Source organism: Tahibacter soli (assembly GCF_025717065.2).
Lineage (GTDB): Bacteria > Pseudomonadota > Gammaproteobacteria > Xanthomonadales > Rhodanobacteraceae > Tahibacter > Tahibacter soli.
Window position 1 is genome coordinate 828,619 of the sequence record NZ_JAOVZO020000018.1, and the last position, 20,720, is coordinate 849,338.

17 protein-coding genes and 1 pseudogene are annotated in these 20,720 nt (G+C 69.0%); 4 read left to right on the plus strand and 14 right to left on the minus strand.

The annotated features are described in order from the left end of the window. Positions 1–4 precede the first annotated feature (4 nt). The 9 genes and pseudogenes from OD750_RS17045 to OD750_RS17085 all read right to left on the minus strand — a co-directional run bounded on the left by OD750_RS17045 (position 5) and on the right by OD750_RS17085 (position 7,369). Positions 5–1,342, minus strand: a complete 1,338-nt coding sequence (locus OD750_RS17045; protein WP_263541891.1) for a hypothetical protein — start codon at positions 1,340–1,342, stop codon at positions 5–7. Between the two features lie 81 nt (positions 1,343–1,423). Further along, positions 1,424–2,140 (minus strand): glycosyltransferase family 2 protein, encoded by a 717-nt coding sequence (locus OD750_RS17050; RefSeq protein ID WP_263541892.1) that lies wholly within the window; start codon positions 2,138–2,140, stop codon positions 1,424–1,426. A gap of 11 nt (positions 2,141–2,151) precedes the next feature. Continuing rightward, positions 2,152–3,126: an NAD-dependent epimerase/dehydratase family protein gene (locus OD750_RS17055; RefSeq protein ID WP_263541893.1), complete on the minus strand. Its 975-nt coding sequence runs from the start codon at positions 3,124–3,126 to the stop codon at positions 2,152–2,154. Between the two features lie 43 nt (positions 3,127–3,169). Then, positions 3,170–3,892, minus strand: a complete 723-nt coding sequence (locus OD750_RS17060; RefSeq protein ID WP_263541894.1) for a DUF3379 family protein — start codon at positions 3,890–3,892, stop codon at positions 3,170–3,172. Continuing rightward, complete coding sequence (locus tag OD750_RS17065; protein ID WP_263541895.1) at positions 3,889–4,395, minus strand: sigma-70 family RNA polymerase sigma factor; 507 nt, start codon at positions 4,393–4,395, stop codon at positions 3,889–3,891. The genes OD750_RS17060 and OD750_RS17065 overlap by 4 nt, the downstream gene beginning before the upstream one ends. Positions 4,396–4,465: 70 nt before the next feature. Then, positions 4,466–5,335, minus strand: a complete 870-nt coding sequence (locus tag OD750_RS17070) for a ParB/RepB/Spo0J family partition protein (protein ID WP_263541896.1) — start codon at positions 5,333–5,335, stop codon at positions 4,466–4,468. 10 nt (positions 5,336–5,345) lie between these two features. After that, on the minus strand, positions 5,346–6,134 hold the full coding sequence (locus tag OD750_RS17075; protein ID WP_263541897.1) for a ParA family protein: 789 nt from the start codon (positions 6,132–6,134) through the stop codon (positions 5,346–5,348). Between the two features lie 2 nt (positions 6,135–6,136). Beyond that, positions 6,137–6,780 (minus strand): annotated as a pseudogene (gene rsmG, locus OD750_RS17080) (16S rRNA (guanine(527)-N(7))-methyltransferase RsmG). Positions 6,781–6,898: 118 nt separating this feature from the next. Beyond that, positions 6,899–7,369 (minus strand): SPFH domain-containing protein, encoded by a 471-nt coding sequence (locus OD750_RS17085; RefSeq protein ID WP_263541898.1) that lies wholly within the window; start codon positions 7,367–7,369, stop codon positions 6,899–6,901. A 326-nt stretch (positions 7,370–7,695) separates the two neighbouring features. Here OD750_RS17085 and OD750_RS17090 point away from each other — a divergent pair, with 326 nt between their 5' ends. Next, positions 7,696–9,690 carry a hypothetical protein gene (locus OD750_RS17090; protein WP_263541899.1) on the plus strand — a complete coding sequence of 665 codons (1,995 nt, stop codon included), beginning with the start codon at positions 7,696–7,698 and terminating at the stop codon, positions 9,688–9,690. Here OD750_RS17090 and nikE read toward each other — a convergent pair. Genes nikE through OD750_RS17105 form a run of 3 tightly spaced genes read right to left on the minus strand, consistent with a single transcriptional unit; the run spans position 9,665 to position 14,644 of the window. Beyond that, a complete protein-coding gene (nikE, locus tag OD750_RS17095) occupies positions 9,665–11,236 on the minus strand; it encodes a nickel ABC transporter ATP-binding protein NikE (RefSeq protein WP_263541900.1) in 1,572 nt (523 codons plus the stop codon). The genes OD750_RS17090 and nikE overlap by 26 nt on opposite strands. Continuing rightward, positions 11,233–12,090, minus strand: a complete 858-nt coding sequence (locus tag OD750_RS17100; protein ID WP_263541901.1) for an ABC transporter permease — start codon at positions 12,088–12,090, stop codon at positions 11,233–11,235. Before OD750_RS17100 ends, nikE begins: the two co-directional genes overlap by 4 nt. Next, the gene (locus tag OD750_RS17105; protein WP_263541902.1) at positions 12,083–14,644 is read right to left on the minus strand and encodes an EAL domain-containing response regulator; all 2,562 of its coding nucleotides are present in this window, start codon (positions 14,642–14,644) and stop codon (positions 12,083–12,085) included. Before OD750_RS17105 ends, OD750_RS17100 begins: the two co-directional genes overlap by 8 nt. A 302-nt stretch (positions 14,645–14,946) precedes the next feature. On the opposite strand from OD750_RS17105, the gene hemB reads away from it, so the two are divergent. Further along, entirely contained in the window at positions 14,947–15,936 is a 990-nt protein-coding gene (gene hemB, locus OD750_RS17110; protein WP_263541903.1) for a porphobilinogen synthase, read from the plus strand. A 148-nt stretch (positions 15,937–16,084) separates the two neighbouring features. Here the strand turns inward: hemB and OD750_RS17115 are convergent, their stop codons facing one another. Further along, positions 16,085–18,163: a S9 family peptidase gene (locus OD750_RS17115; protein WP_263541904.1), complete on the minus strand. Its 2,079-nt coding sequence runs from the start codon at positions 18,161–18,163 to the stop codon at positions 16,085–16,087. A 195-nt stretch (positions 18,164–18,358) separates the two neighbouring features. Here OD750_RS17115 and aroE point away from each other — a divergent pair, with 195 nt between their 5' ends. Further along, positions 18,359–19,201 carry a shikimate dehydrogenase gene (aroE, locus tag OD750_RS17120; RefSeq protein WP_263541905.1) on the plus strand — a complete coding sequence of 281 codons (843 nt, stop codon included), beginning with the start codon at positions 18,359–18,361 and terminating at the stop codon, positions 19,199–19,201. Next, positions 19,198–19,488 (plus strand): YkgJ family cysteine cluster protein, encoded by a 291-nt coding sequence (locus OD750_RS17125; protein ID WP_263541906.1) that lies wholly within the window; start codon positions 19,198–19,200, stop codon positions 19,486–19,488. Before aroE ends, OD750_RS17125 begins: the two co-directional genes overlap by 4 nt. A gap of 64 nt (positions 19,489–19,552) precedes the next feature. On the opposite strand, the gene OD750_RS17130 is transcribed toward OD750_RS17125, so the two are convergent. Continuing rightward, positions 19,553–20,695, minus strand: a complete 1,143-nt coding sequence (locus OD750_RS17130) for an HlyD family secretion protein (RefSeq protein WP_263541907.1) — start codon at positions 20,693–20,695, stop codon at positions 19,553–19,555. Positions 20,696–20,720 lie beyond the last annotated feature (25 nt).

Here is a 20,720-nt window from a genome sequence, read left to right on the forward strand (position 1 = left end):
TCGATCAGGGCCAGGGCAGTTCGATCGTGTCGGTTTCGCTCGCGTCGACGATGCGCTCGACGGCGACGCCGATCGTGCCGTCGGCGATGCGCCGGTCGATCGCGACGACGAAACCGCCGCCGGACGGCGCGACCACGCGCGGGCCGACACCGGCGACGATGCCGCCAAGCTTGAACTCGCGCTGCGGCGCGCCGTCGGTATCGAGCAGCCGCGTGACCAGAGACGTCACGCCGTTCGACGCTTCGACGCGCAGCGCCACGATGCGATCGTCGGCCGATGCGGACACATGCCAGTCGCCCTCGCCGGCCAAAGCATCGAGCAGGAATGCCGGCTGCGGTCCGCCCGGCGAGAACCGCTGCACGACGGGCGAACGCACGCCGTCGGCGACGAGCAGCATGTCGTCGGCGCCGCTGGCCGCAAGATCGTGCAGGGCCGCCGCATCGATCGCCGGGTCGGCGACGGCGGGCGGGTCCGGCAGCGTCGTGCCGGCCGGCAGCCGATGCACCTGGACGAGCCCTGCGTTGGTCGTGAACACCGCGACGAGCGCATGCGCGCGCGTGAACGCGAGGTCGCGGAACTCGCTCCAGACGAGCGGCAGGTTGATCTGCAGCGGCGCGGCGCCGCTGCTCGCGGCGACGCGCTGCGCGAACACATAACGGCCGAACGGCTGGCCGCAGGCGCCGGCAACGGTCAGCGTATCGTTCGCCGGATCGACATCCAGCGTCAGACGTTCGGGTACCCAGCCGATCGCACAGGTGCGGAACGGTTGGCGCCAGCGCGGCGCGCCGACGGCATCGAGCGCAATCAGTTCGAACGTGTGAGGCCCCGGCACGCCCGTCCAGGTGGTCTCGAAGACGCGCAGCACATAGGCGCCGCCGGCGGCATCGGAGGCGATCGCGGCGATCCTGCCGTCGTAGCGCGAAACCTGGAATTCCCAACTCGGCCACGTCGAGCCGTTCGGCATGCCGTAGACGTGGTCGGTCGTCGGCGTGAACGCGTTGCCGCGATGGATCCAGCTGACGCGATGGCCGCCCGCCGCGTCGACGCCGCTCGGTTCAAGCACGGTATCGGTGCCGAACCGGCCGAACAGCGCCCACGGCAGCAGCGCGCCGGTCGGCCCGAGCGTGTACTCGTGGACGTAGTCGTTGGTGCCGTAAGGATCGTTGAGCGCCTGCACCGCGATCTCGCCGGTCGTGCGGTCGACGGCAAGACCGCGATCGGCCAGGCGCGTCGGAAACACTGCGTTCGAACCGAGGAACTGCGACCAGTCCTGCGACTGGGCCTGCGCGGCGACCGCGCCGAGTGCCGCGGCGAGCGCCGCGGCCGTGCGTACGAGTTTCATGCCCCCTCCTGCGAAGCCCGGCCCCGTGCCGGGTACGTCCGCAGTGTCGGACAGGCGCGTCTCAGGGACTGCGGCGCGCCGTCAGATTTCGTCGACGCCGGTGCGGCGCGAGCGCCGGATCAGCCACGCGACGCCGCGCAGGTCGGCTATGCCCACGAGCGCGCGATTGAGATTGTTGTACTTCGATACGCCGGCGCCGCGCGGCCGATGGTTCACCGGCACGCTGACCGTGCGCCAGCCGGCGCGCTGCATCAGCGCCGGCAGGTAGCGGTGCATATGGTCGAAGTACGGCAGGTCGAGAAACGCGTCGCGCTCGAACAGCTTGATGCCGCAGCCGGTGTCGGGCGTCGAATCGCGCAGGAGGCGCGAGCGGATCGCGTTGGCGAACTTCGACGCCCAGCGCTTGCTGCCCGTGTCCTTGCGGTTGACGCGCCAGCCGGCGTAGAGCTTCACCTCCCGTTCGCCCGCGTCGCGCGCGGCGATCAGCTTCGGAATATCGGCCGGATCGTTCTGGCCGTCGCCGTCGAGCGTGGCGATCCACGTGCCGCGCGCGGCCTTGACGCCGGTGCGCACCGCCGTGCTCTGGCCGCTCTGCGCGACGTGATGCAGCACCCGCAGTTCCGGCACCTGCGCCTTGAGGCCCTGGAGCACGGCGAGGCTGTCGTCCTTGCTGTCGTCGTCGACGTAGACGATCTCGAAGTCGTGACGGCCGCGCAGCGCGGCGACGATTTCGTCGACGAGCGGCTTGACGTTGTCGCGTTCGTTGAACACCGGCACGACCACTGAAATCTGCGGCATTTTTTCGATCCTCACAGGCGATCGCCGAAGTACTCGCGGCACCACGCGACGACGCCGGGCATGCCCTCGTCGATCGTCGTGGCCGGTTCGAAGCCGAACGCGTCGCGCGCGCGATCGACCGCGGCGCTCGTTTCGGGCATGTCGCCGGGCTGCATCGGCTTGTCGTTGCGGATCGCGGCGCGCCCGGCCGCCCGTTCGATCACGCGAATGAAATGTTCGAGTTCCACCGGCCGGTGGTTGCCGAGGTTGTACACGGCGCACGGCGGCGCCGTGCCGTCGTCGGCCGGAACGGTGTCGAGCGCGCCGAGCACGCCGGCGACGATGTCGTCGATGTGGGTGAAGTCGCGCCGCATGCGGCCGTGATTGAACACGTCGATCGCGCGGCCGGCGAGGATCGCGCGCGAGAACAGCAGCGGCGCCATGTCGGGCCGGCCCCACGGGCCGTACACCGTGAAGAAGCGCAGGCCGGTCGCGCGGATGCGGTACAGGTGCGCGTAGCAGTGCGCCATCAGCTCGTTCGACGCCTTCGACGCGGCGTACAGCGACAAGGGCCGGTCGACCGTCTGCGCCTCGTCGAACGGCGAGCGCGCGTTGCCGCCGTAGACCGACGACGACGACGCATACACCAGGTGCTCGACGGGATGCGCGCGGCACGCTTCGAGCACGTTCAGAAAACCGAGCCAGTTGCTGGTGAGGTACGCGTACGGGTTCTGCAGCGAATAGCGCACGCCGGCCTGCGCGGCCAGATGCACGACGCGACGCGGTTTGACCTCGGCGAAGAGCGCGTCGAACGCGGGCTTGTCGGCGATGTCGAGCGTGCGCAGGTCGAGCGTCGGACACAGCGCGGCGACGCGATCGCGCTTGATCTGCGGATCGTAGTAGTCGTTGTAGTTGTCGACGCCCACGACACGCTCGCCGCGCGCGAGCAGCGCCCGCGCGACGTTCGCGCCGATGAAGCCGGCCGCGCCGGTGAGAAGTATCGTCATGCCAGGGTGGTCGCCGGAAAACGGCGTATTGTAGCGGCGCGCGCTACTGCGTGTCGGCTACCTGCCGCGTGCCGCCTTCGAGGGTCTGGCGCCACGCCGCCTCGAGCGCGTCGAAACGCGTCGGCTGTTCGGCCATCAGCACGAGCGTGCCGTCGCCCATCGGCACGCTGCGCCCGACCACGTCGGCCTTGCGGAAGTCGTCGCGCTCGTTCTCGCGATGGTGCGCGATATAGATCACGGTGACCGCGCCGTCGTCCTGCGGCATCACCATGTGCACCGACAGGTACGATCCGACCGGACACGGCGAGGCGTAGCTGATGCCCGGCGGCAGCGGGCCGGCGACCTTGACGCCGCGTTGCGCGAACCGGCGCAGGACTTCGCTTTCGGGCATGGCCAGCCGCGGTACGAACGATTCGGGCTCGTCCCGCATGTGGTTGACCATCGCGTCGGCGAACGCCGCTCCCGGCGACAGGCCGATCACGCCGATCGCGACGACGAGCAGCACCGCGGCGGTCATCGCCCAGCCGAGGTAGCGCCGCTGCGAGCCGTGGTCGCGGCGCTCGACCGTCGCCTGCGCGAGCAGGATGCGTTCGGCGAGGCCGTCGGGCACGGCGATCAGCATCGAACGGCGCAGTTGCAGTTCGAAGCCGAGCGCGCGCGCATGGTGAGCGGCGCAGCCGGAGCATTCGCGCCGGTGTTCGACCATCTCGGGCGTTTCGCGGCGCGGGTCGGCGGCGAGCTGGCGGCGGTATTCGAGGCAGTTCATGCGTTAGCCTCAGTGCGTTCGCCGCCGAGCAGGGTCTTGAGCTTCTGGCGCGCGCGGAACAGCTGGGTCATCACCGCGGCCGAGCCCAGACCGAGCTCGGTCGCGATCTCCTCGCACGAAAACCCGCCGAGCACCTGCAGCAGCAGCGGCTCGCGGTATTTCGGCTCGAGCTTGAGCATCGCCGCGCGCACGATCGCGTCTTCGCCGATCTGCTCGGGACCGAGAATGTCGCGGTCGTCGAGTTCGAGTTCGCCGATGTCGGTCGTGTCGAGCTGCTTGCGCTCGTACAGGCGCGCGTGCTCGCGCCGCAAGATCGTGATCAGCCACGCCTTCGCGGCGTTCGTGTCGCGCAGCGTGTCGAGCGAACGCCAGGCGCGCAGGAACGTTTCCTGGGCGAGGTCCTGCGCAAGCGCCGAGTCGCCGCACAGCCAGTAGGCGTAGCGGAACAGGTCGGCGGTGTGCGCTCGGACGAGGGCGTCGAACTGGCGTTGGCGGCTGCTCACGGCTTATAGACCGGCAGCGGTGCGATCGGCTTTCATCACGCGTGACCCCTCCCGCGTCGCTGTCGGCGGGCTACTTGATACGGCCCAGGATACCGTCGAGTTCTTCGAGGCTGTGGTACTTGATGACGAGCTTGCCCTTGCCGCCGCGACCGTGGTTGATCGCGACGCTCGCGCCGATGCGCTCGGACAGTTCGCGTTCGAGCGATTCGACGTTCGGGTCGCGCGCGACGGTCGGCGGCTTCGGCTTGATCGCCGGCTCGGCCTGCGCGACGCGCGCGGCCTCTTCGAGCTGGCGCACCGACCAGGCGTGTTCGACGGCCTGGCGCGCCAGGCCCACCGCGAGGCTTTCCGGCAGCGTCAGCAGCGCGCGCGCATGGCCCATGTCGAGCGCTTTGGTTTCGAGCAGCGACTTGATCTCGGCCGGCAGATCCATCAGCCGCAACAGGTTCGACACCGCCGCGCGCGAGCGGCCGACCGCGTCGGCCACCTGCTGGTGCGTGAGGTCGAATTCGTCGATCAGGCGCTTCAACGCCTGCGCTTCTTCGAGCGGCGTGAGTTCTTCGCGCTGGATGTTTTCGATCAGCGCGATGGCGACGACGGAGCGGTCGTCGACGTCGCGCACGATCGCCGGAATTTCCGCGAGGCCCGCCAGCTGCGTCGCGCGCCAGCGGCGTTCGCCGGCGATGAGTTCGAAGCGGTCGCCGACCGCGCGTACGACGATCGGTTCGATCACGCCCTGCGCGCGGATGGACGCGGCGAGTTCCTCCAGCCGCTCCGGGTCCATCGCCTGGCGCGGCTGGTACTTGCCCGGAAAGATGTTGCCGACCGCGATCTGGCGCAGCTCGCTCGTCGTTTCGACGGCGTCGCCGGTTTCCGGTTCGTAGCCGCCGAGCAGGGCGTCGAGCCCGCGGCCGAGTCCCCGTTTTTTCGCTGCAGCCATCGTGGTTCCTTCAGTTCGTCGGGTGCGCCGCAGCGGCGCCGCGTTCGAGCCTGAGCATTTCGCCGGCGAGGCCGAGGTAGGCGATCGCGCCCCGCGACTCGCGGTCGTAGAGATTGATCGGCTTGCCGTGACTCGGCGCCTCGGCGAGGCGGATGTTGCGCGGGATGATCGAACGCAGCACCTTGTCGCCGAAGTGCTTGTTGAGCTGCGCCGATACTTCGTTCGCGAGGTTGTTGCGCACGTCGTACATGGTGCGCAGCAGACCGTCGATCTCGAGCCTGGGATTGAGGCGCCGGCGCACCGCTTCGATCGTCTCGTGCAGGCTCGCGAGACCTTCGAGCGCGAAGTATTCGCACTGCACCGGAATCAGCACGCCCTGGGCCGCCGTGAGCGCGTTGAGCGTCAACAGGTGCAGCGTGGGCGGGCAGTCGATCAGGATGGTGTGGTAGCGGTCGCCGAGCTTGGCGAGCTGCTCTTTCAGGCGCGATTCGCGCGCCATCGCGTCCATCAGCTTCAATTCGGCGGCGGTCAGGTCGCCGCTGCCCGGCAGGAGGTCGAAGCCGGCCTCGGTCGTGACGATCGCGCGTTCGATCGGCACTTCGTCCATCAGCACTTCGTAGCCGTTCGGCTTGGCGTGGCGCTTGTCGATGCCCGACGCCATCGTCGCGTTGCCCTGCGGATCGAGATCGACGAGCAGGATCTTGCGTCGCGTTTCGGCCAGCGCCGCGGCGAGATTGACCGCCGTGGTCGTCTTGCCGACGCCGCCTTTCTGGTTCGTGATGGCGATGATGCGCGTCATGTCTAAACCGATTCCCCGGTAACCCTGCGGACAACCACGAGATGCCGTTCGGCCGCCAGGCCCGGCACCTCCAAAGCATGGACGGCTTCGACGCGGTAGCCGGCCGGTACGCCGGCCAGTTCCTCGTCGAGCACGCGTCCCTTCATCGCAAGCCACGTTCCGTTCGCGGCGAGCAACCGCCCCCCCAGGCCAGCATATCCGCCAACGTCGCGAAAGCGCGCGCCGTGACGCAGTCGTAACGACCTTCCACATCCTCGACGCGGCCTTCGATCACCGTGACGTTCGCCAGCTTGAGCGAGCGCGCGGCCTCACGCAGGAAGCGCGCCTTCTTGCCGTTCGAATCGACCACGGTCACGCGGCGCTCCGGAGCGACGATCGCCAGCACGATGCCGGGCAGGCCGGCACCGCTGCCGAGATCGGCGAGGCTTGCGCCGGTCACGTACGGCACGATCGCGAGCGAATCGAGGAGATGTCGCGTGACCATTTCCTCGGGAACGCGCACCGCGGTCAGATTGTAGGCCGCGTTCCAGCGCGAAAGCAGTGCGACGTAGTCGAGCAGGGTCGCGACGGCGGCATCGGTCAGGGTCAACCGCAGACCCGCAAGGCCGGCCTCCAGCCTGGCGTTCAGGCGGTCGCGTTCCGTCATGTCCGCACCCGTCCGGCGCCCACAGGGCCGCCAAGTATCCGGGCGCTGCGCGCCAAAATCCAGTCGGATCAACAAAAAGGCCCGCCGGAGCGGGCCTCGGAAGGGCGTCGAGCCGCGATCAGCCGAGGCTCAGCTGCACGCGCGTGACGACCACGCCGCGCTCGCGCAACGTGTCGTTCAAGGCCTTCTTCAGACGCAGATTGCGCGCGTCGGCGGCTTCCTGCGTCGGCTCGGCGACGTCACGGACCGCGTTGACGGCGCGTGTGCGGATCAGCTCGTCGGCGCGGTCGATCATCGGGTCGGCGCGTTCGGCGTCGATCACCTGCCACCATACCTGGCCCGACAGACGGCGATTGGCGCCGTCGACCGGCAACTGTTCGTCGACGGCCAGCGTACGGCCGGTCAACGCGATGCGATGCACCACGCGCTCGATCAGCGGCAGAACGAAGTGCGTGCCGGGCGTCAGCGTCCGCGCGTGGCCGCCGATCCGGCGCAGCGTGTAGACCGTTCCTTCGGGAATGCGCTTGACCGACAGGAATGCGAGCAGGGCGACGATGCTGAGCAGCGTGAGAATCAGAGTTTGCGACATAATAATTACCTCTTTTTCAAGAGGTTACGATCTATTGTTACGGCGATTGTACGAACTTGAGCCCAGTCCAATGATTTGGACGCACTTAATTATTCCTTAACTTGCCGAAACTTTCGCTGAACCAATCCGCGCATGTCCCGGAACGGGTTCACAAAATCGGACGGCCGTCGAAAACTCGCGCATGCCGTTCAACGAATATGCGCAAGACGTGCCAGCTTCGAGCTTCCCCCAAGGCCATCGATTGCGTGATGCGATCCGTATCCGCGCAACTTCGAGCTACCACCGTACGGCAGGTACGGGCATGATCGCGAAGTGGGGAAAATCCTTTGAACGCACCGGGCGCCCTGAAGCCCGGCGGGCGCGGCTTCCTGGTCGCGCTCCTGTTGATCGTGCTCGCGACGGCGCTGTTCCGCCGCGAGTCGATGAGCCACGACTATTACCAGACCGACGAGTCGATTCCGGTCGCCGTCGCCGAGCACATGGCGCGGACCGGCACGCTCGATACGAACTGGAGCCGCACGGCGATCGGCGACGAGTTCGGCCGCGATCAGTACAACTTTTCCTCGTACATCCTGGGCGTCTACGCCGCCAGCCAGCTGCTGCCGCACGGCGTCGAGCCCGGCCGGCCGACCGAAAAGATCCTGCGCCTGTATCGCAAGGCGAGCCTGCTGTTCGGCGTTCTCGCGCTGGCGCTCGCGGGCCTGCTCGCGCGACGCTGGCTCGGCCCCGCGCAGGGACTCATCGCCACGCTCGCGATGGCGACCTCGATTCCGCTGTTCCAGGATTCGTTGTATGCGCGACCCGAAACGTTCGTCACGCTCTTGTCGCTGATGTTCGCCGCGACGCTGACGAGCGGGCGCCTGCGGCCGTTGCCGATGGTGATCGCATCGGGCGTGCTGCTGGGCCTTCTGATCGCCTGCAAGATCACGTTCGTCGCACTGCTGCCGCTGCCGCTCATGCTCGTCGTCGCCCGGATGGCTGCGCTGCCGGAGTATCCGGCGCGCGGGTATCTTGCGATTCCGGCGTTCTTCGGCGCGGTGGGCGCGAGCTTTGCGACCGGCGCGCCGTGGGCCGTGCAGCGACCGTGGGAATATCTCCACGGCGTCGCCTTTCTCTTGCGCCAGTACACCGGCGGCCACCCGCCGCACGGCTACGCCGCCGGCGACACCCTCGAGCGCTTTCTCTACGGACTGCGCTATCTCGTGGAAACCCACGGCGTCGCGCTGCTGCCGCTCGCGGCGATCGGCCTCGTCGCGCTCGCGCGCGAACGCGCGCATGCGCGGCTGCTCGTCATCGTGAGCTTCCTCGCGTTTCTCGCCTATTTCCTGCAGACGCGCGCGTTCTTCGAACGCAACTTCAGCCACGCGCTGCCGTTCGTGTTCATGGCGGCAGCGCACGGCATCGTCGTCGCGACGCGGCCGCTCGCACGTCCGGCGCTGCGCGCTGCCGTCGTCGTCGCGTTCGCGGCGCTCCTGTGCGCACCCGGTGCGCGCCTCGTCGCGAAAACGCGGTTCGATGTGCTCGACGGCCGCTTCGAGCGCCGCGTCGCCGCGCACGAAGCGGCGCTCGAACAGCGCTACGGCGTCAGGCTCCACCGGCTGGGACACTTCTGGGCACAGCCGGCGCATGCGGCACGGACGCTGGCCGAGTCGTTCGACGATGCGCTGCTGTTCGGCTTCATCAACCATCGCACGCCCGGCTCGCAGGCAATCCTCGACGCATTCCGCGACAAGCTGGGGCTGACCGAACTCGAACCGGTGCCCGGCCCCTACGCCGGCATGGTCACGTCGACGCTGCATACGTATTTCGGCGACGACCACGTGTACTACCTGCGCGCGCGCCGCGACGGCGGCGGCGACATCCGGCTCTATCGCGTCGCCTTGCCGGCGGTCGCGTCGAACGGGCAGGTGCCGGTCGACGCGCAGGGCGCATGGACGCCGTCGGGCGTCGAAACCGATGCCCGCGCGAAACTGCCGCCGGGGCTCGTCGTGTGGGGTTCGTGGTCCGGCGCCGACGCGAATACCGGCACGCTGACGCTCGGCCCGCAGCCGTTCGACGGCCGGCTCCTGCTGCCGTACACCTGCGGGCCCGTCGGCGACGGGCTGCGCCTGTCGTTCCGGCTGCTGCACGCGGACGGCAGCGAGACGAAACGCGACATCGCACTGTCGCAGTGCACCGAATGGTCCGCGATCGACCTGCGCGCCAACGCGCGGCCCGGGGATCGCATCGAAGTCGTCGCACGCGACGACGGCGCCGCGTGGGGCCAGTGGCTCGGCATCGCGCTGCCGTTGCAGGTCACCGGCGAGGCAGCCTCGCGCTGACGAGCGCGCGCGTGTGCGCGTGACGCGGCCGCGCGAACACGTCGCCGCTCGCGCCGATTTCGACGAGCTCGCCGCGCCACAGCACGCCGATGCGCTCGGCGAAGCCGGCGGCGAGGTCGAGGTCGTGCGTGATCATGAGCAGCGCGACGTCGCGCGCCACCTGCAGCGTTCGCAACACATCCAGAATTTTCTTCTGCACCAGCACGTCGAGCGCGCTCGTCGCCTCGTCGAGCACGAGGCAGGCCGGATCGAGCGCCAGCGCGCGCGCGATCGCGACGCGCTGGCGCTGGCCGCCCGACAGCGCGTGCGGGTAGCGTGCGGCGAGCGCCGCGTCGAGTCCCACCGCATCCAGGAGTTCGGCGACGCGCGGCGCGGCATCGCGTACGGAGGCCGCGCGGCCGTGAATCACGAGCGGTTCGGCGACGATCGCCTGCACGGTCAGATGCGGATCGAGCGACGCGTACGGGTCCTGGAACACGAGCTGCAGCCGCTGTCTCACCGCCGACCAGTCGCCGGCCTGCGCAAGATCGATCGTCGCGTCGCCGAAGCGCAGAACGCCGGCGTCGGCGCGCTTCAAGCCCAGCAGGCAGCGCGCGAGCGTCGACTTGCCCGAACCGGATTCGCCGACCAGCGCCAGCGTTTCGCCGGCGCGGAGCGCGAAGCCGACGCCGGCGAGCGCCGGACGCGCCGGTCGCCATCGCCCGGCCGCGAAACTCGCCGAGAGGCCGTCGACGCGCAGCAGCGCCGCGCCCGGCACGCGCCGATCGATCGGCGGCGACGCACGACATTCCACCAGCGCGCGCGCGGCCGCGCTCGCCGGCGCCTCGAACACGCGCGCGCTCGGCGCCGCTTCGACGATCGCGCCGCGCTCCATCACCGCGATGCGATCGGCGATCGCCCGCGCGAGCGCCAGATCGTGCGTGACGAACAACAGCGCCAGGCCGTGCTCGCGGCGCAGACGGTCAAGCAGCGCGACCACTTGCGCCTGCACCGTGGCGTCGAGCGCGCTCGTCGCTTCGTCGGCGACGAGCACGCGCGGCGCGCCGGCGAGGGCCAACGCGATCGCGACACGCTGGCGCTGTCCGCCCGACAGCGCGTGCGGGTAGGCGCGCAGGCGTTTGCGCGGCGCGTCGACGCCGACCTCGGCCAGGAGATCGGCCGCGAGCGTCGTCGCCTGCGCACGCGTCAGACCGCGCTGCAGCCTCGCGTTCTCGACGATCTGCGCGCCGATGCGGCGCAGCGGATGCAGGCTCGCGAGCGAGTCCTGCCAGACCATGCCGATGCCGCCGCGCAGCCGCGCAAGGCCTTGCGCATCGGCGTTGGCGTAGTCGCGGCCGGCGTAGCGGATCGCGCCGGTCACGCGCGCGCCGCGCGGCGCGAGGCCGACGAGCGCCGCGGCGGTCAGGCTCTTGCCGGAACCCGACGCGCCGACCAGCGCAAGGCATTCGCCCGGCGCGAGCGACAGATCGACGTTGGCTACGACGGGGTCTTCGCGTCCCGGCAGCGCGATCGACAGACCGCGGACGTCGAGCAGCGGCTCGCTCATGCCCACGCGCGGCGCGGGTCGAGCCTGCGGCGCAGCGCTTCGCCGAGAAACTGGCAGGCGATCAGCGTCGTCGCGAGCGCGAGCGCCGGCGCCAGGAGCGTCCACGGCGCGGCTTCCATTTCGAGCGTGCCGTCGGCGAGCATCGCGCCCCAGCTCGCGCTCGGCTCGTCGACCGACAGGCCGAGAAAACTCAGAAACGACTCGATCAGGATCGCGTTCGGCACGCCGAGCGAAAGGTACACGAGCGCAAGGCCCGCGAGATTCGGCGCGATGTGCCGCCGCATGATGCGAAAGCCCGAGGCCCCGGCGACACGCGCCGCGTCGACGAACGCAAGACCGCGCAGCCGCGCCGCTTCCGCGCGCATGACGCGCGCGAGGTCGATCCACACGTAGCCGCCGATCGCCGCGAGCAGCAGCACGAGCGAACGCTCGAACAGCGTCACCAGCAGGATGACGATCAACAAGAACGGCAGCGCCGAAATCATGTCGAGCACGCGCATGAGCGCCGCGTCGACGAGGCCGCCGCAATAGCCGGCGACGACGCCGTAGCCCATGCCGACGACGAGCGCGAGCGCGCTCGCGACGAGACCGATCAGCAACGACAGCCGGCCGCCGACGCACAGGCGCACGAACACGTCGCGGCCGATCGCGTCGGTGCCGAGCCAGTGCCCGTGCGCGAGGCCCGGCGCGACGGAAAGGTGCAGCCAGTCGGTGTCGTCGGGCGTGTAGCGGCTGAACCACGGACCGGCGATGCACACGAGCGCGAGCGCGCCGAGCACCGCAAGGCAGATCCACCATCCGCGATCGGCATCCGCAGCGACCGGTACCGGCGTCGCGGCGAGCGTGTCAGCCATGCGGGAACAGCGCGGCGAAATCCACGCTGCGCAGCGGTCGCGGCTCGCCGAGATAGTTGCCTTGCGCGTAGTCCGCGCCGGACGCGCGCAGCGCTTCGAGCGTGTGGAAGCTGTCGACGTGCTCGCCGATCACCTTGAGCTTGAGCGACTGCGCCAGCTGCGTGATCGATCCGACCATCTTGCGGTCGAGATCGCTGCCGGGCATGCCTTGCACGAAGCTGCCTTCGACCTTGACGAAGTCGACCGGCAGATGCCGCAGATGCGTAAAACTGGAAAAACCCGTGCCGAAATCGTCGAGCGCGAAGCGGCAGCCGAGCTTTTTCAGCGCCGAGATGAACTTGCGCGCGACGTGGAGGCTGGTCAGCTCCGACGTTTCGGTGATTTCGAACACCAGCATGCGCGCCGGAACGCCCGACGTGCGGATAGCGGCCTCGATCAGCTTGAGCGATTCGGGATCGGCCAGCGTCATGTTCGACAGGTTCACATGGAACGCGACGGGCGCCTTCACGCCGCGCACGCCGGACAGATAGCGCAGCAGGCGGTTCAGCACCCACAGGTCGAGCTTGGGCATCATGCCGACGCGTTCGGCGAGCGGCACGAACACGCCCGGCGAGATCAGCTGGCCGTCCTTGCCGACCATGCGAATCAGGATTTCGAACAGGTATTCCTGGCCCTGCGTGCCCGAGCCGTTGACGCGCCAGCCCTGCCGCTGCACGACCGCGGTCTCGCGCTGCGGCAGCGCGGCGACCGGCACGATCGGCTGCACCAGCAGCACGATGCGTTCCTGGTCCATCGCCTGGCGCAGGCGTTCGGTCCAGCCGGCTTCGATTTCGCGCGCGATGCGCGCGTCGTGTTCGCCGACGTAGATTTCGGTCTGGTCGCGACCGCGCTGCTTGGCCATGCGGCAGGCCAGGCGCGAGTGCTCGACGACGTACTCGGCCGACGGCGTGTCGCGGCTGATCACCGCCACGCCGATCGACGCCGTCACCGGCCGGCGTACGCTGCCGACCTCGTAGGTGCACTGGTGCAGCTGCTCGCGGAAGCTGTCGGCGAGCGGGAACAGGTTTTCCAGCTGCACGCCCGAGAGCATCAGCGCCAGGCGGTCGCCTTCGATGCGCGCGAGCACGTCGAGCTCGCGCAGGCGCTTGCCGAGCACGGTGGCGATTTCGACGAGCAGTTTTTCGCTCGCCGCGACGCCGGCCGAGTCGACGATCGCGCTGAAGCGGTCGAGGTCGATGTAGAGAATCGACGAGTAGCCGCCCGACTCGCGCCGCCGCTGCAGTTCCTGCGCGACCTGATGCGTGAAGTGGCGCGCGTTGACGAGGCCGGTGAGCTTGTCGTGCGTGAGTTCCCAGCGCAGGCTGTCGGCGCTCTTGCGCTCGGAAATGTCGCGGAACACGATGACCGAGCCCTGGCGCCGGTTCTGGATCGCGAGCGGCAGCACCGAGCATTCGACCGTCATGCCGCTCTTGTCGCGGCGCCAGAACACGGTCTCGTGGCCCTTGAGCGCGTTGCCCTCGAGGTAGGCGCGCCCGAGCGTCGACTCGCTCGCCTCGATCGCGCTGCCGTCTTCGGCCGCGTAGTGGATGATGCCGTGCGCCGGCTGGCCGATCAGCGCTTCTTCGTCGCCGTAGCCGAGCAGGCGCAGGCCGGTCGGATTGATGAACGTGATGACGCCGGCCTGGTCGACGCCGTACACGCCGTCGCCGACCGAGCCGAGAATGCCGTCGAGGCGCTGGCGCTCCGATTCGACCGACTTCTGCATCTGGATCTGCCGCGACAGCGTTTTCACGCGCGCGAGGAACAGCTCCTTCGCCTCGTTCTTGAACATGCACTCGATCGCGCCGGCGTCGAGGCTCTTGACGATGATGTCTTCGCGATACGTGCCGGTGATGATCGCGAGCGCCGGCGCGCCGGGGATTTTCGACAGCCGCGCGCACAGCTCGTCGCCGTTGCCGTCGGGCAGGAAGTAGTCGACGATCGCAAGATCGAAGGTTTCGCGTGCGGACGTTTCTTCCGCTTCGGCGAGCGTACCGGCCGTCACCACGGCGTAGCCGTGGCGTTCGAGCAGCTGCTGGTAGGCCAGGCGCACGCTCTGCGAGTCGTCGACGAACAGGATGCGAATGCCGGTCGACGGCACGGCCGCGACGGTCGCCTGGGGCGTCAGGCGCGCGGCGTCGGGCACGAGTTGCGCGAGCGCGCCGGGTATGCGGCTGAACTGCGTCCACAGCACGGTGGCCGCGTTGCCGCGGCGCTTGATCCACGTATCGACCTCGGCGTTCTGCTCGTGCGCCATCAAGAGCACCGGCAGCGCGCGGTGCGCCTCGCCGTTCAAGTATTCGAGCAGCGCGAGGAAGTCGCGCGTCAGACGCGCCGGCGCGCCGACGACGAGCACGCCGTAGTCCTGCTTGAGCTCGGCGGAGTGCTTGAGGTGATCGATCGCATCGAGATACGCCGCAAGTTCGCTGCGCGGGGTCAGACCCGCGGCGGCCAGAGTACGCCTGAGCAAATGACTCAGGGTCGTTGAGCGTTCGACGACCAGAATGCCGGACAAGGTGATGGTTCCTGCTGCGCCGTCAATGCCGCCGGGCCGTATGCCCGAGCCGCATCCCCTAAGGACGGCCGGGCAATCAGACCAGTTAAACCTTTCGTTTTCAAGTCCGGCGAACGTCTTGAATTCGCAGGTGTTCCCTGCCGTTGCACGACTGGCGTGCACGTCTTGATACGAAAGTCGGCGGTGAATCCCGTCATGGCGACCGCACGTCGGCTTTCCGCGGCAGGTCGTCGCAGCGCGACGTGGCGCATCGGCGATACGCTACCCTTTCCGATCGCACCTTTCGTTACGCCGGAGCCGTCATGTCCTTCCCCGCCGTTCGCCTGCGCCGCATGCGCAAAGACGCCTTCTCACGCGCGCTGATGCGCGAAACGACGCTGACCGCGTCCGACCTGATCCTGCCGGTGTTCGTGCGCGAGGGCGAGGGCGTGCGCGAGCCGATCGCGTCGATGCCCGGCGTCGAGCGCGTATCGATCGACGAACTCGTGCGCGTCGCCGAGCGCGCCCACGGGCTCGGCATCCCGGCACTGGCGCTGTTTCCGGTCACGCCGCCGGAAGCCAAGAGTCTCGACGCCGCCGAGGCTTGGAACCCCGACGGCCTCGCGCAGCGCGCGGTGCGCGCGCTCAAGGCGGCGGTGCCGGAGCTGGGCGTCGTCACCGACGTCGCGCTCGATCCGTTCACGACGCACGGCCAGGACGGTCTGATCGACGCGTCGGGCTACGTCATGAACGACGAGACGGTCGAGGCGCTGGTGAAGCAGGCGCTGTCGCACGCGCAGGCCGGCGCCGACGTCGTCGCACCGTCGGACATGATGGACGGACGCATCGGCGCGATTCGCGAAGCGTTGGAAGACGCAGGACATATTCACACGCGCATCCTCGCGTACTCGGCGAAGTACGCATCGAGCTTCTACGGGCCGTTCCGCGACGCGGTCGGTTCGGCCGGCAATCTCGGCAAGGGCAACAAGTACACCTACCAGATGGACCCGGCCAACGCCGACGAGGCGCTGCGCGAGGTCGCGCTCGACCTGGAGGAGGGCGCCGACATGGTGATGGTCAAGCCGGGGCTGCCGTATCTCGACATCGTGCGGCGCGTGAAGGACGCGTTCGGCGCGCCGACGCTGGTGTACCAGGTCAGCGGCGAGTACGCGATGCTCAAGGCGGCGGGGCAGAACGGCTGGATCAACGAAGAGGCGTGCGTGCTCGAGGCGCTGACGAGCATCAAGCGCGCGGGGGCCGATGCGATCCTGACGTATTTCGCGTTGGACGTGGCGGAGTGGTTGAGGCGCTAGCGCGGCCGTAAATGCTCGTCATCCCGGCGAAAGCCGGGATCCAGCTGTTGCTCTTGATGACTCAAAAGCTGGATTCCAGCTTGCGCTGGAATGACGAGCCAGGGTGGACCCGGAATCCGGGCCCGCGCCGGACTGCCGGATTCTTTGCTTACTTCTTCACTTGTTGCGTATGCGACTTCAGCGCATCGGCCAGCCCCGGCACGCCGTCGGCGCCCTGCGGGACGCTGATGCTCGATCCGGCGAAGTCCTCGCCGATCGGCTGCGCGCGACCGCCCATGCACTGAGACAGAAAGCCCTCGGCCACCGCGTAGAACGCCTTGCTGTTCTCCGGCCGCTGGAAGCCGTGCCCTTCGTCCGGGAACAGCACGTACGTCACCGGGATGTTCTTCTTCTTCATCGCCTCGACGATCTGGTCGCTCTCGGGCTGCTTGACGCGCGGATCGTTCGCGCCCTGGCCGATCAGAAGCGGCTTCTTGATCGCGTCGACGCGCGTCAACGGCGAGCGCTCGGCCAGGAGCTTCTTGCCTTCTTCCGTGCGCGGATCGCCCACGCGCTTGGCAAACTGTTCGAAGAACGCCTTCCAGTACGGCGGAATCGTCGACAGCAGCGTGTTGAGATTCGACGGGCCGACGATATCGACGCCGCACTTGAACGCGTCGGGCGTGAACGTGAGGCCCACGAGCGTCGCGTAGCCGCCGTAGCTGCCGCCCATGATCGCGATCTCGTCGGGCTTGGTGTAACCCTGCTTGACCGCCCACTGCGCGGCGTCGATCAGGTCGTCGTGCATCTTCGTCGCCCATTGCAGGTCGCCGGCGCTGACGAAGTTCTTGCCGAAGCCGGTCGATCCGCGATAGTTGACGCTGAGCACGGCGTAGCCTCGGTTCGCGAGCCACTGGTGCGCGCCGTTGTAGCCGTATTCGTCGCGCGCCCACGGTCCGCCGTGCACGAACAATACGAGCGGCACGGGCTTGTCGGCCTTGCCGTCGCCGTTCGCGTCGGCGCTCCTGGGCAGCGAGAGGTACGACACGAGCGTGAGCCCGTCGCGCGATTTGATCTCGTGCGGCCACATCGGCACGAGCGGCTTGCCTTCGAGCTTGGGCCGCACCGAGAACAGCTTGGTCAGCTTGCCCGCGCTCTTGCCGTCGCGGTCGTAGCGGTAGTACACGGCCGGCGTCTCGGCGGCGGAATAGCCGACGACCCACGTCTTGTCGTCGAGCGTGCGCGCGCTGACGAAGAAGTTGCCGGGCCCGATCGCCTGCAGCGCCTTGAGGTCGGCCGCGATCGAACCGTCGACCGCTTTCCATTCGTCGCGCAGGTAGTTCACCGACACGGCCTGCACGACGCCGGTCTTCGGATCGGCCAGCGTTTCGCCGACGTCGGCGCGCTTGTCTTCGTGCACGAGGCTCTTCTTGCCGCTGGCGACGTCGATCGCGTACAGCGCACTCGTGTCGCGGCCGCGCGAGTCGGAGAAATACTGCGTTTTGCCGTCGGTCGTGAAGCTGCCCGGCGCCGTCGTCAGCGAATCGGAGAACGGAATGTCGTCGACCTTGGTCCAGCCGCCCTTGCCGTCGGGCTTCAGAAGATCGGAACCGCCGTCCGGACGCGATTTCTGCGCGAGACGCAGCTTGTAGTCGGCATCGACGAGATAGCCCGCGATTTCCTTGTCGTTCTTTTCGACCAGATCGCGCTTGCCGGTAGCGAGATCGACCTTGTACACGTCGTGCCACTGCGCGTCGCGGTCGTTCATGCCGACGAGAATCGTGCCCGGATGCAGGTGGCTGACGCCGACGACCTGCGCGCGCGTCTTCGCGTACGGCGTGAGGTCGCGCTTGTCGCCGGTTTTCAGATCGACCGAATACAGGTGGAAGTCTTCGTCGCCGCCGGTATCGCGCAGATACAGCAGCGTATCGGCGCGATAGCTCCAGAAGTACTGGCGGATGCCGCGCGCCTTGTCGTCGGTGACGGCCTTGGCCTTGGACGGGTCGCCGGCCGGCGCGGTCCACACGTTCATGACGCCGTCGACCGGCGCGGTCCACGACAGATATTGACCGTCCGGACTGATTTGCACATTGGTGCGTTCCGGATTACCGAACAATGCGTCGCGGGCGATCAGCTCGACGCCGGCGACGGCCGTGCCGGCGGGCGTCTTGTCCTGCGCGGAAACGGCCGCGGAAACGCCGAACGCGAGCAGCGTGGCGAGGGCGAGCGGGGTACGGCGAAGACGCATGGCGAACCTCACGGTGTGAACGTTGGGAGATTTGTACGGGAAGCCCGGCGCCGAAGGCAGGGCCGGTGGTCATGCTCGCGCGAGCGTAGGGCGGCCGGGCTGTACGAACGGCGAACGATGTACAGCGGGCAACGCTTTTCGGTCGACGGCGCGGCGCGCGGGTAGAATGGCGCCAGGTCTTCGCAAGGAAACGCCATGAGCGACGCTTCGCACCGCCACGCCGTGTTCGGCCACCCGATCGCGCATTCGCTGTCGCCGCAGATCCATCGCGCGTTCGCGGCGCAGACCGGCATCGACGCCACCTACGACGCGATCGACGCGCCGCCGCACACGTTCGCCGCGCTGCTCGAAACGTATCGCGAAAACGGCGGCGGCGGCGCCAACGTCACGTTGCCGCTCAAGCGCCAGGCGTACGAGCTGTGCGCGCACGTCTCCGACTACGCGGCGCGCAGCGGCGTCGTCAATACGCTCGAACCGCTGCCGCACGGCGCCTGGCGCGGCCACAACACCGACGGCCCCGGCCTGATCGCCGACCTCGCCGAGCGCCACCGCATCGACGTGCGCGACCGCGACCTGCTGCTGCTCGGCGCCGGCGGCGCGGCACAGGGCGTCGCGTTCGCGCTGCTCGACGCCGGCGTGCGTTCGCTGACGATCGCCAACCGCTCGCCCGAACGCGCCGACGCGCTCGCCGACCGCATCGGCCTGCCAGGCCGCGTGCATGTGCGCTACTGGAACGATCTGGCGACGAGCGGCAGCTGGAACTTCGTCGTCAACGGCACGTCCGCCGGCGTCGAAGGCGGCGAACTCGACCTGCCGTTCGCGATCCTCGCACCGCGCGCGCTGTGCTACGACCTCAGCTACGGCAAGGCCGCGACGGGCTTTCTCGCATGGGCGCACGCAGCGGGCGCCGGGCAGGCGCTCGACGGTCTCGGCATGCTGGTCGAACAGGCGGCCGAAGCGTGGGCGATCTGGCACGGTTCGCGGCCCGACACGCTGCCGGTCTACGAAGCGCTGCGCGCGCGGCTGGACGGCGCGTGACGGCACTCAAATTCGACGCCGCGAGCGGACGCTACGAATGCCGCGCCGGCTGCGGCGCGTGCTGCATCGCGCTGTCGATTTCCTCGCCGATACCCGGCATGCCGCAGGGCAAGCCGGCCGGCGTGCGTTGCGTGCAGCTGACCGACGACAACCGCTGCGGGATTTTCGGCTCGCCCGAGCGGCCCGAGGTGTGCGGGCGGCTGCGGCCGGAGCCGGCGATGTGCGGCGACGGCGCCGCGCATGCGCTCGTGTGGATCGCGGCGCTCGAGGCGCAGACGTCACCCTGACTGACGCTCGATGCGCCTGAGTGTCGCTCATTCGGCAACGACGGTCGCCGAATGAGCGCCGCGGTCAACGACCGGCGACAGCGTTCGCGTCGGCCGCGGCATTCGTCGCGAGCGTGACCGTCACCGTCGTCGACAACCCGGGCCGCAGCGCCGCGAGCGCCGGCTGATTCGGCGCGAACCGGATGCGTACCGGCACGCGCTGCACGATCTTCGTGAAGTTGCCGGTGCCCGGCTCGAACGGCAGCAGAGAAAACTGCGAGCCGGATCCCGGCGCGAAACTTTCCACTTCGCCGCGCAGCGTGCGGCCCGGCAGCGCGTCGACCGCAATCGTCGCGGGCTGGCCCGGCACCATGCGGTCGGTCTGCGTTTCCTTGAAGTTCGCCACGACGTACAGCGCGTCGATCGGCACGATCGTCAGGAGGCGCGTGCCCGGCTGCACGTAGTCGCCGGGCTCGACCTGGCGGTCGCCGACGACGCCGTCGATCGGCGCACGCACGATCGTATGCGCCTGGTCCTGGCGCGCGAGATCGAGCGCGGCCTGCGCGGCGGCCGCCGCCGCGTCGGCCTGGGCGACGGCGGCCTCGAGCGTGAGGCGCCGCGCGTGCGTCACCGCGGCCTGGTGCCGGCTGACGTCGAGTTCGGCGCGGCTCTTGTCGGCATCGGCCGACGCGCTGAGCGCGGCGGCGCGGTACTGGTCGGCGTCGCGGCGCGCCACGGCGCCGGAACCGACGAGACCGTCGTAGCGGCGCCGGTCGGCTTTCGCGCGCTCGCTCTGCGCATCCATCGAACGGATCGTCGCCTGCGCGGCGCGGACGTTCGATGCGGCCAGCTTCTCCTCGGCGTCGAGGCTCACGAGCGCCGCGCGCGCCGCCTGCTGCCGTGCCTGCGCGTCGAGCAGCGCCGCGTTCGCGGCGGCGACCTTCGCGTCGAATTCCTCGGCGTCGATGCGTACGAGCGCGTCGCCGCGCGCGACGCGCTGGTTGTGCTTGGCGAGCACTTCGGCGACGAGGCCGCGCACCTTCGGCGCGACGACGGAGCTGTCGGCCTGCACGTAGGCGTTGTCGGTCGACACCGCCGACTTCGGCATGACGATCCAGGCGACGCCGGCGACGGCGGCGAGTAGCGCGATGCCGACGGCAACGAACGCCTTGCGCGGTCGGCGCCGCGGTCGATCGGGAGCGGGTTCGGAAGCGGGGTTCGTGCTCATTAGCTCACGTCGTTCGATGAGGAAT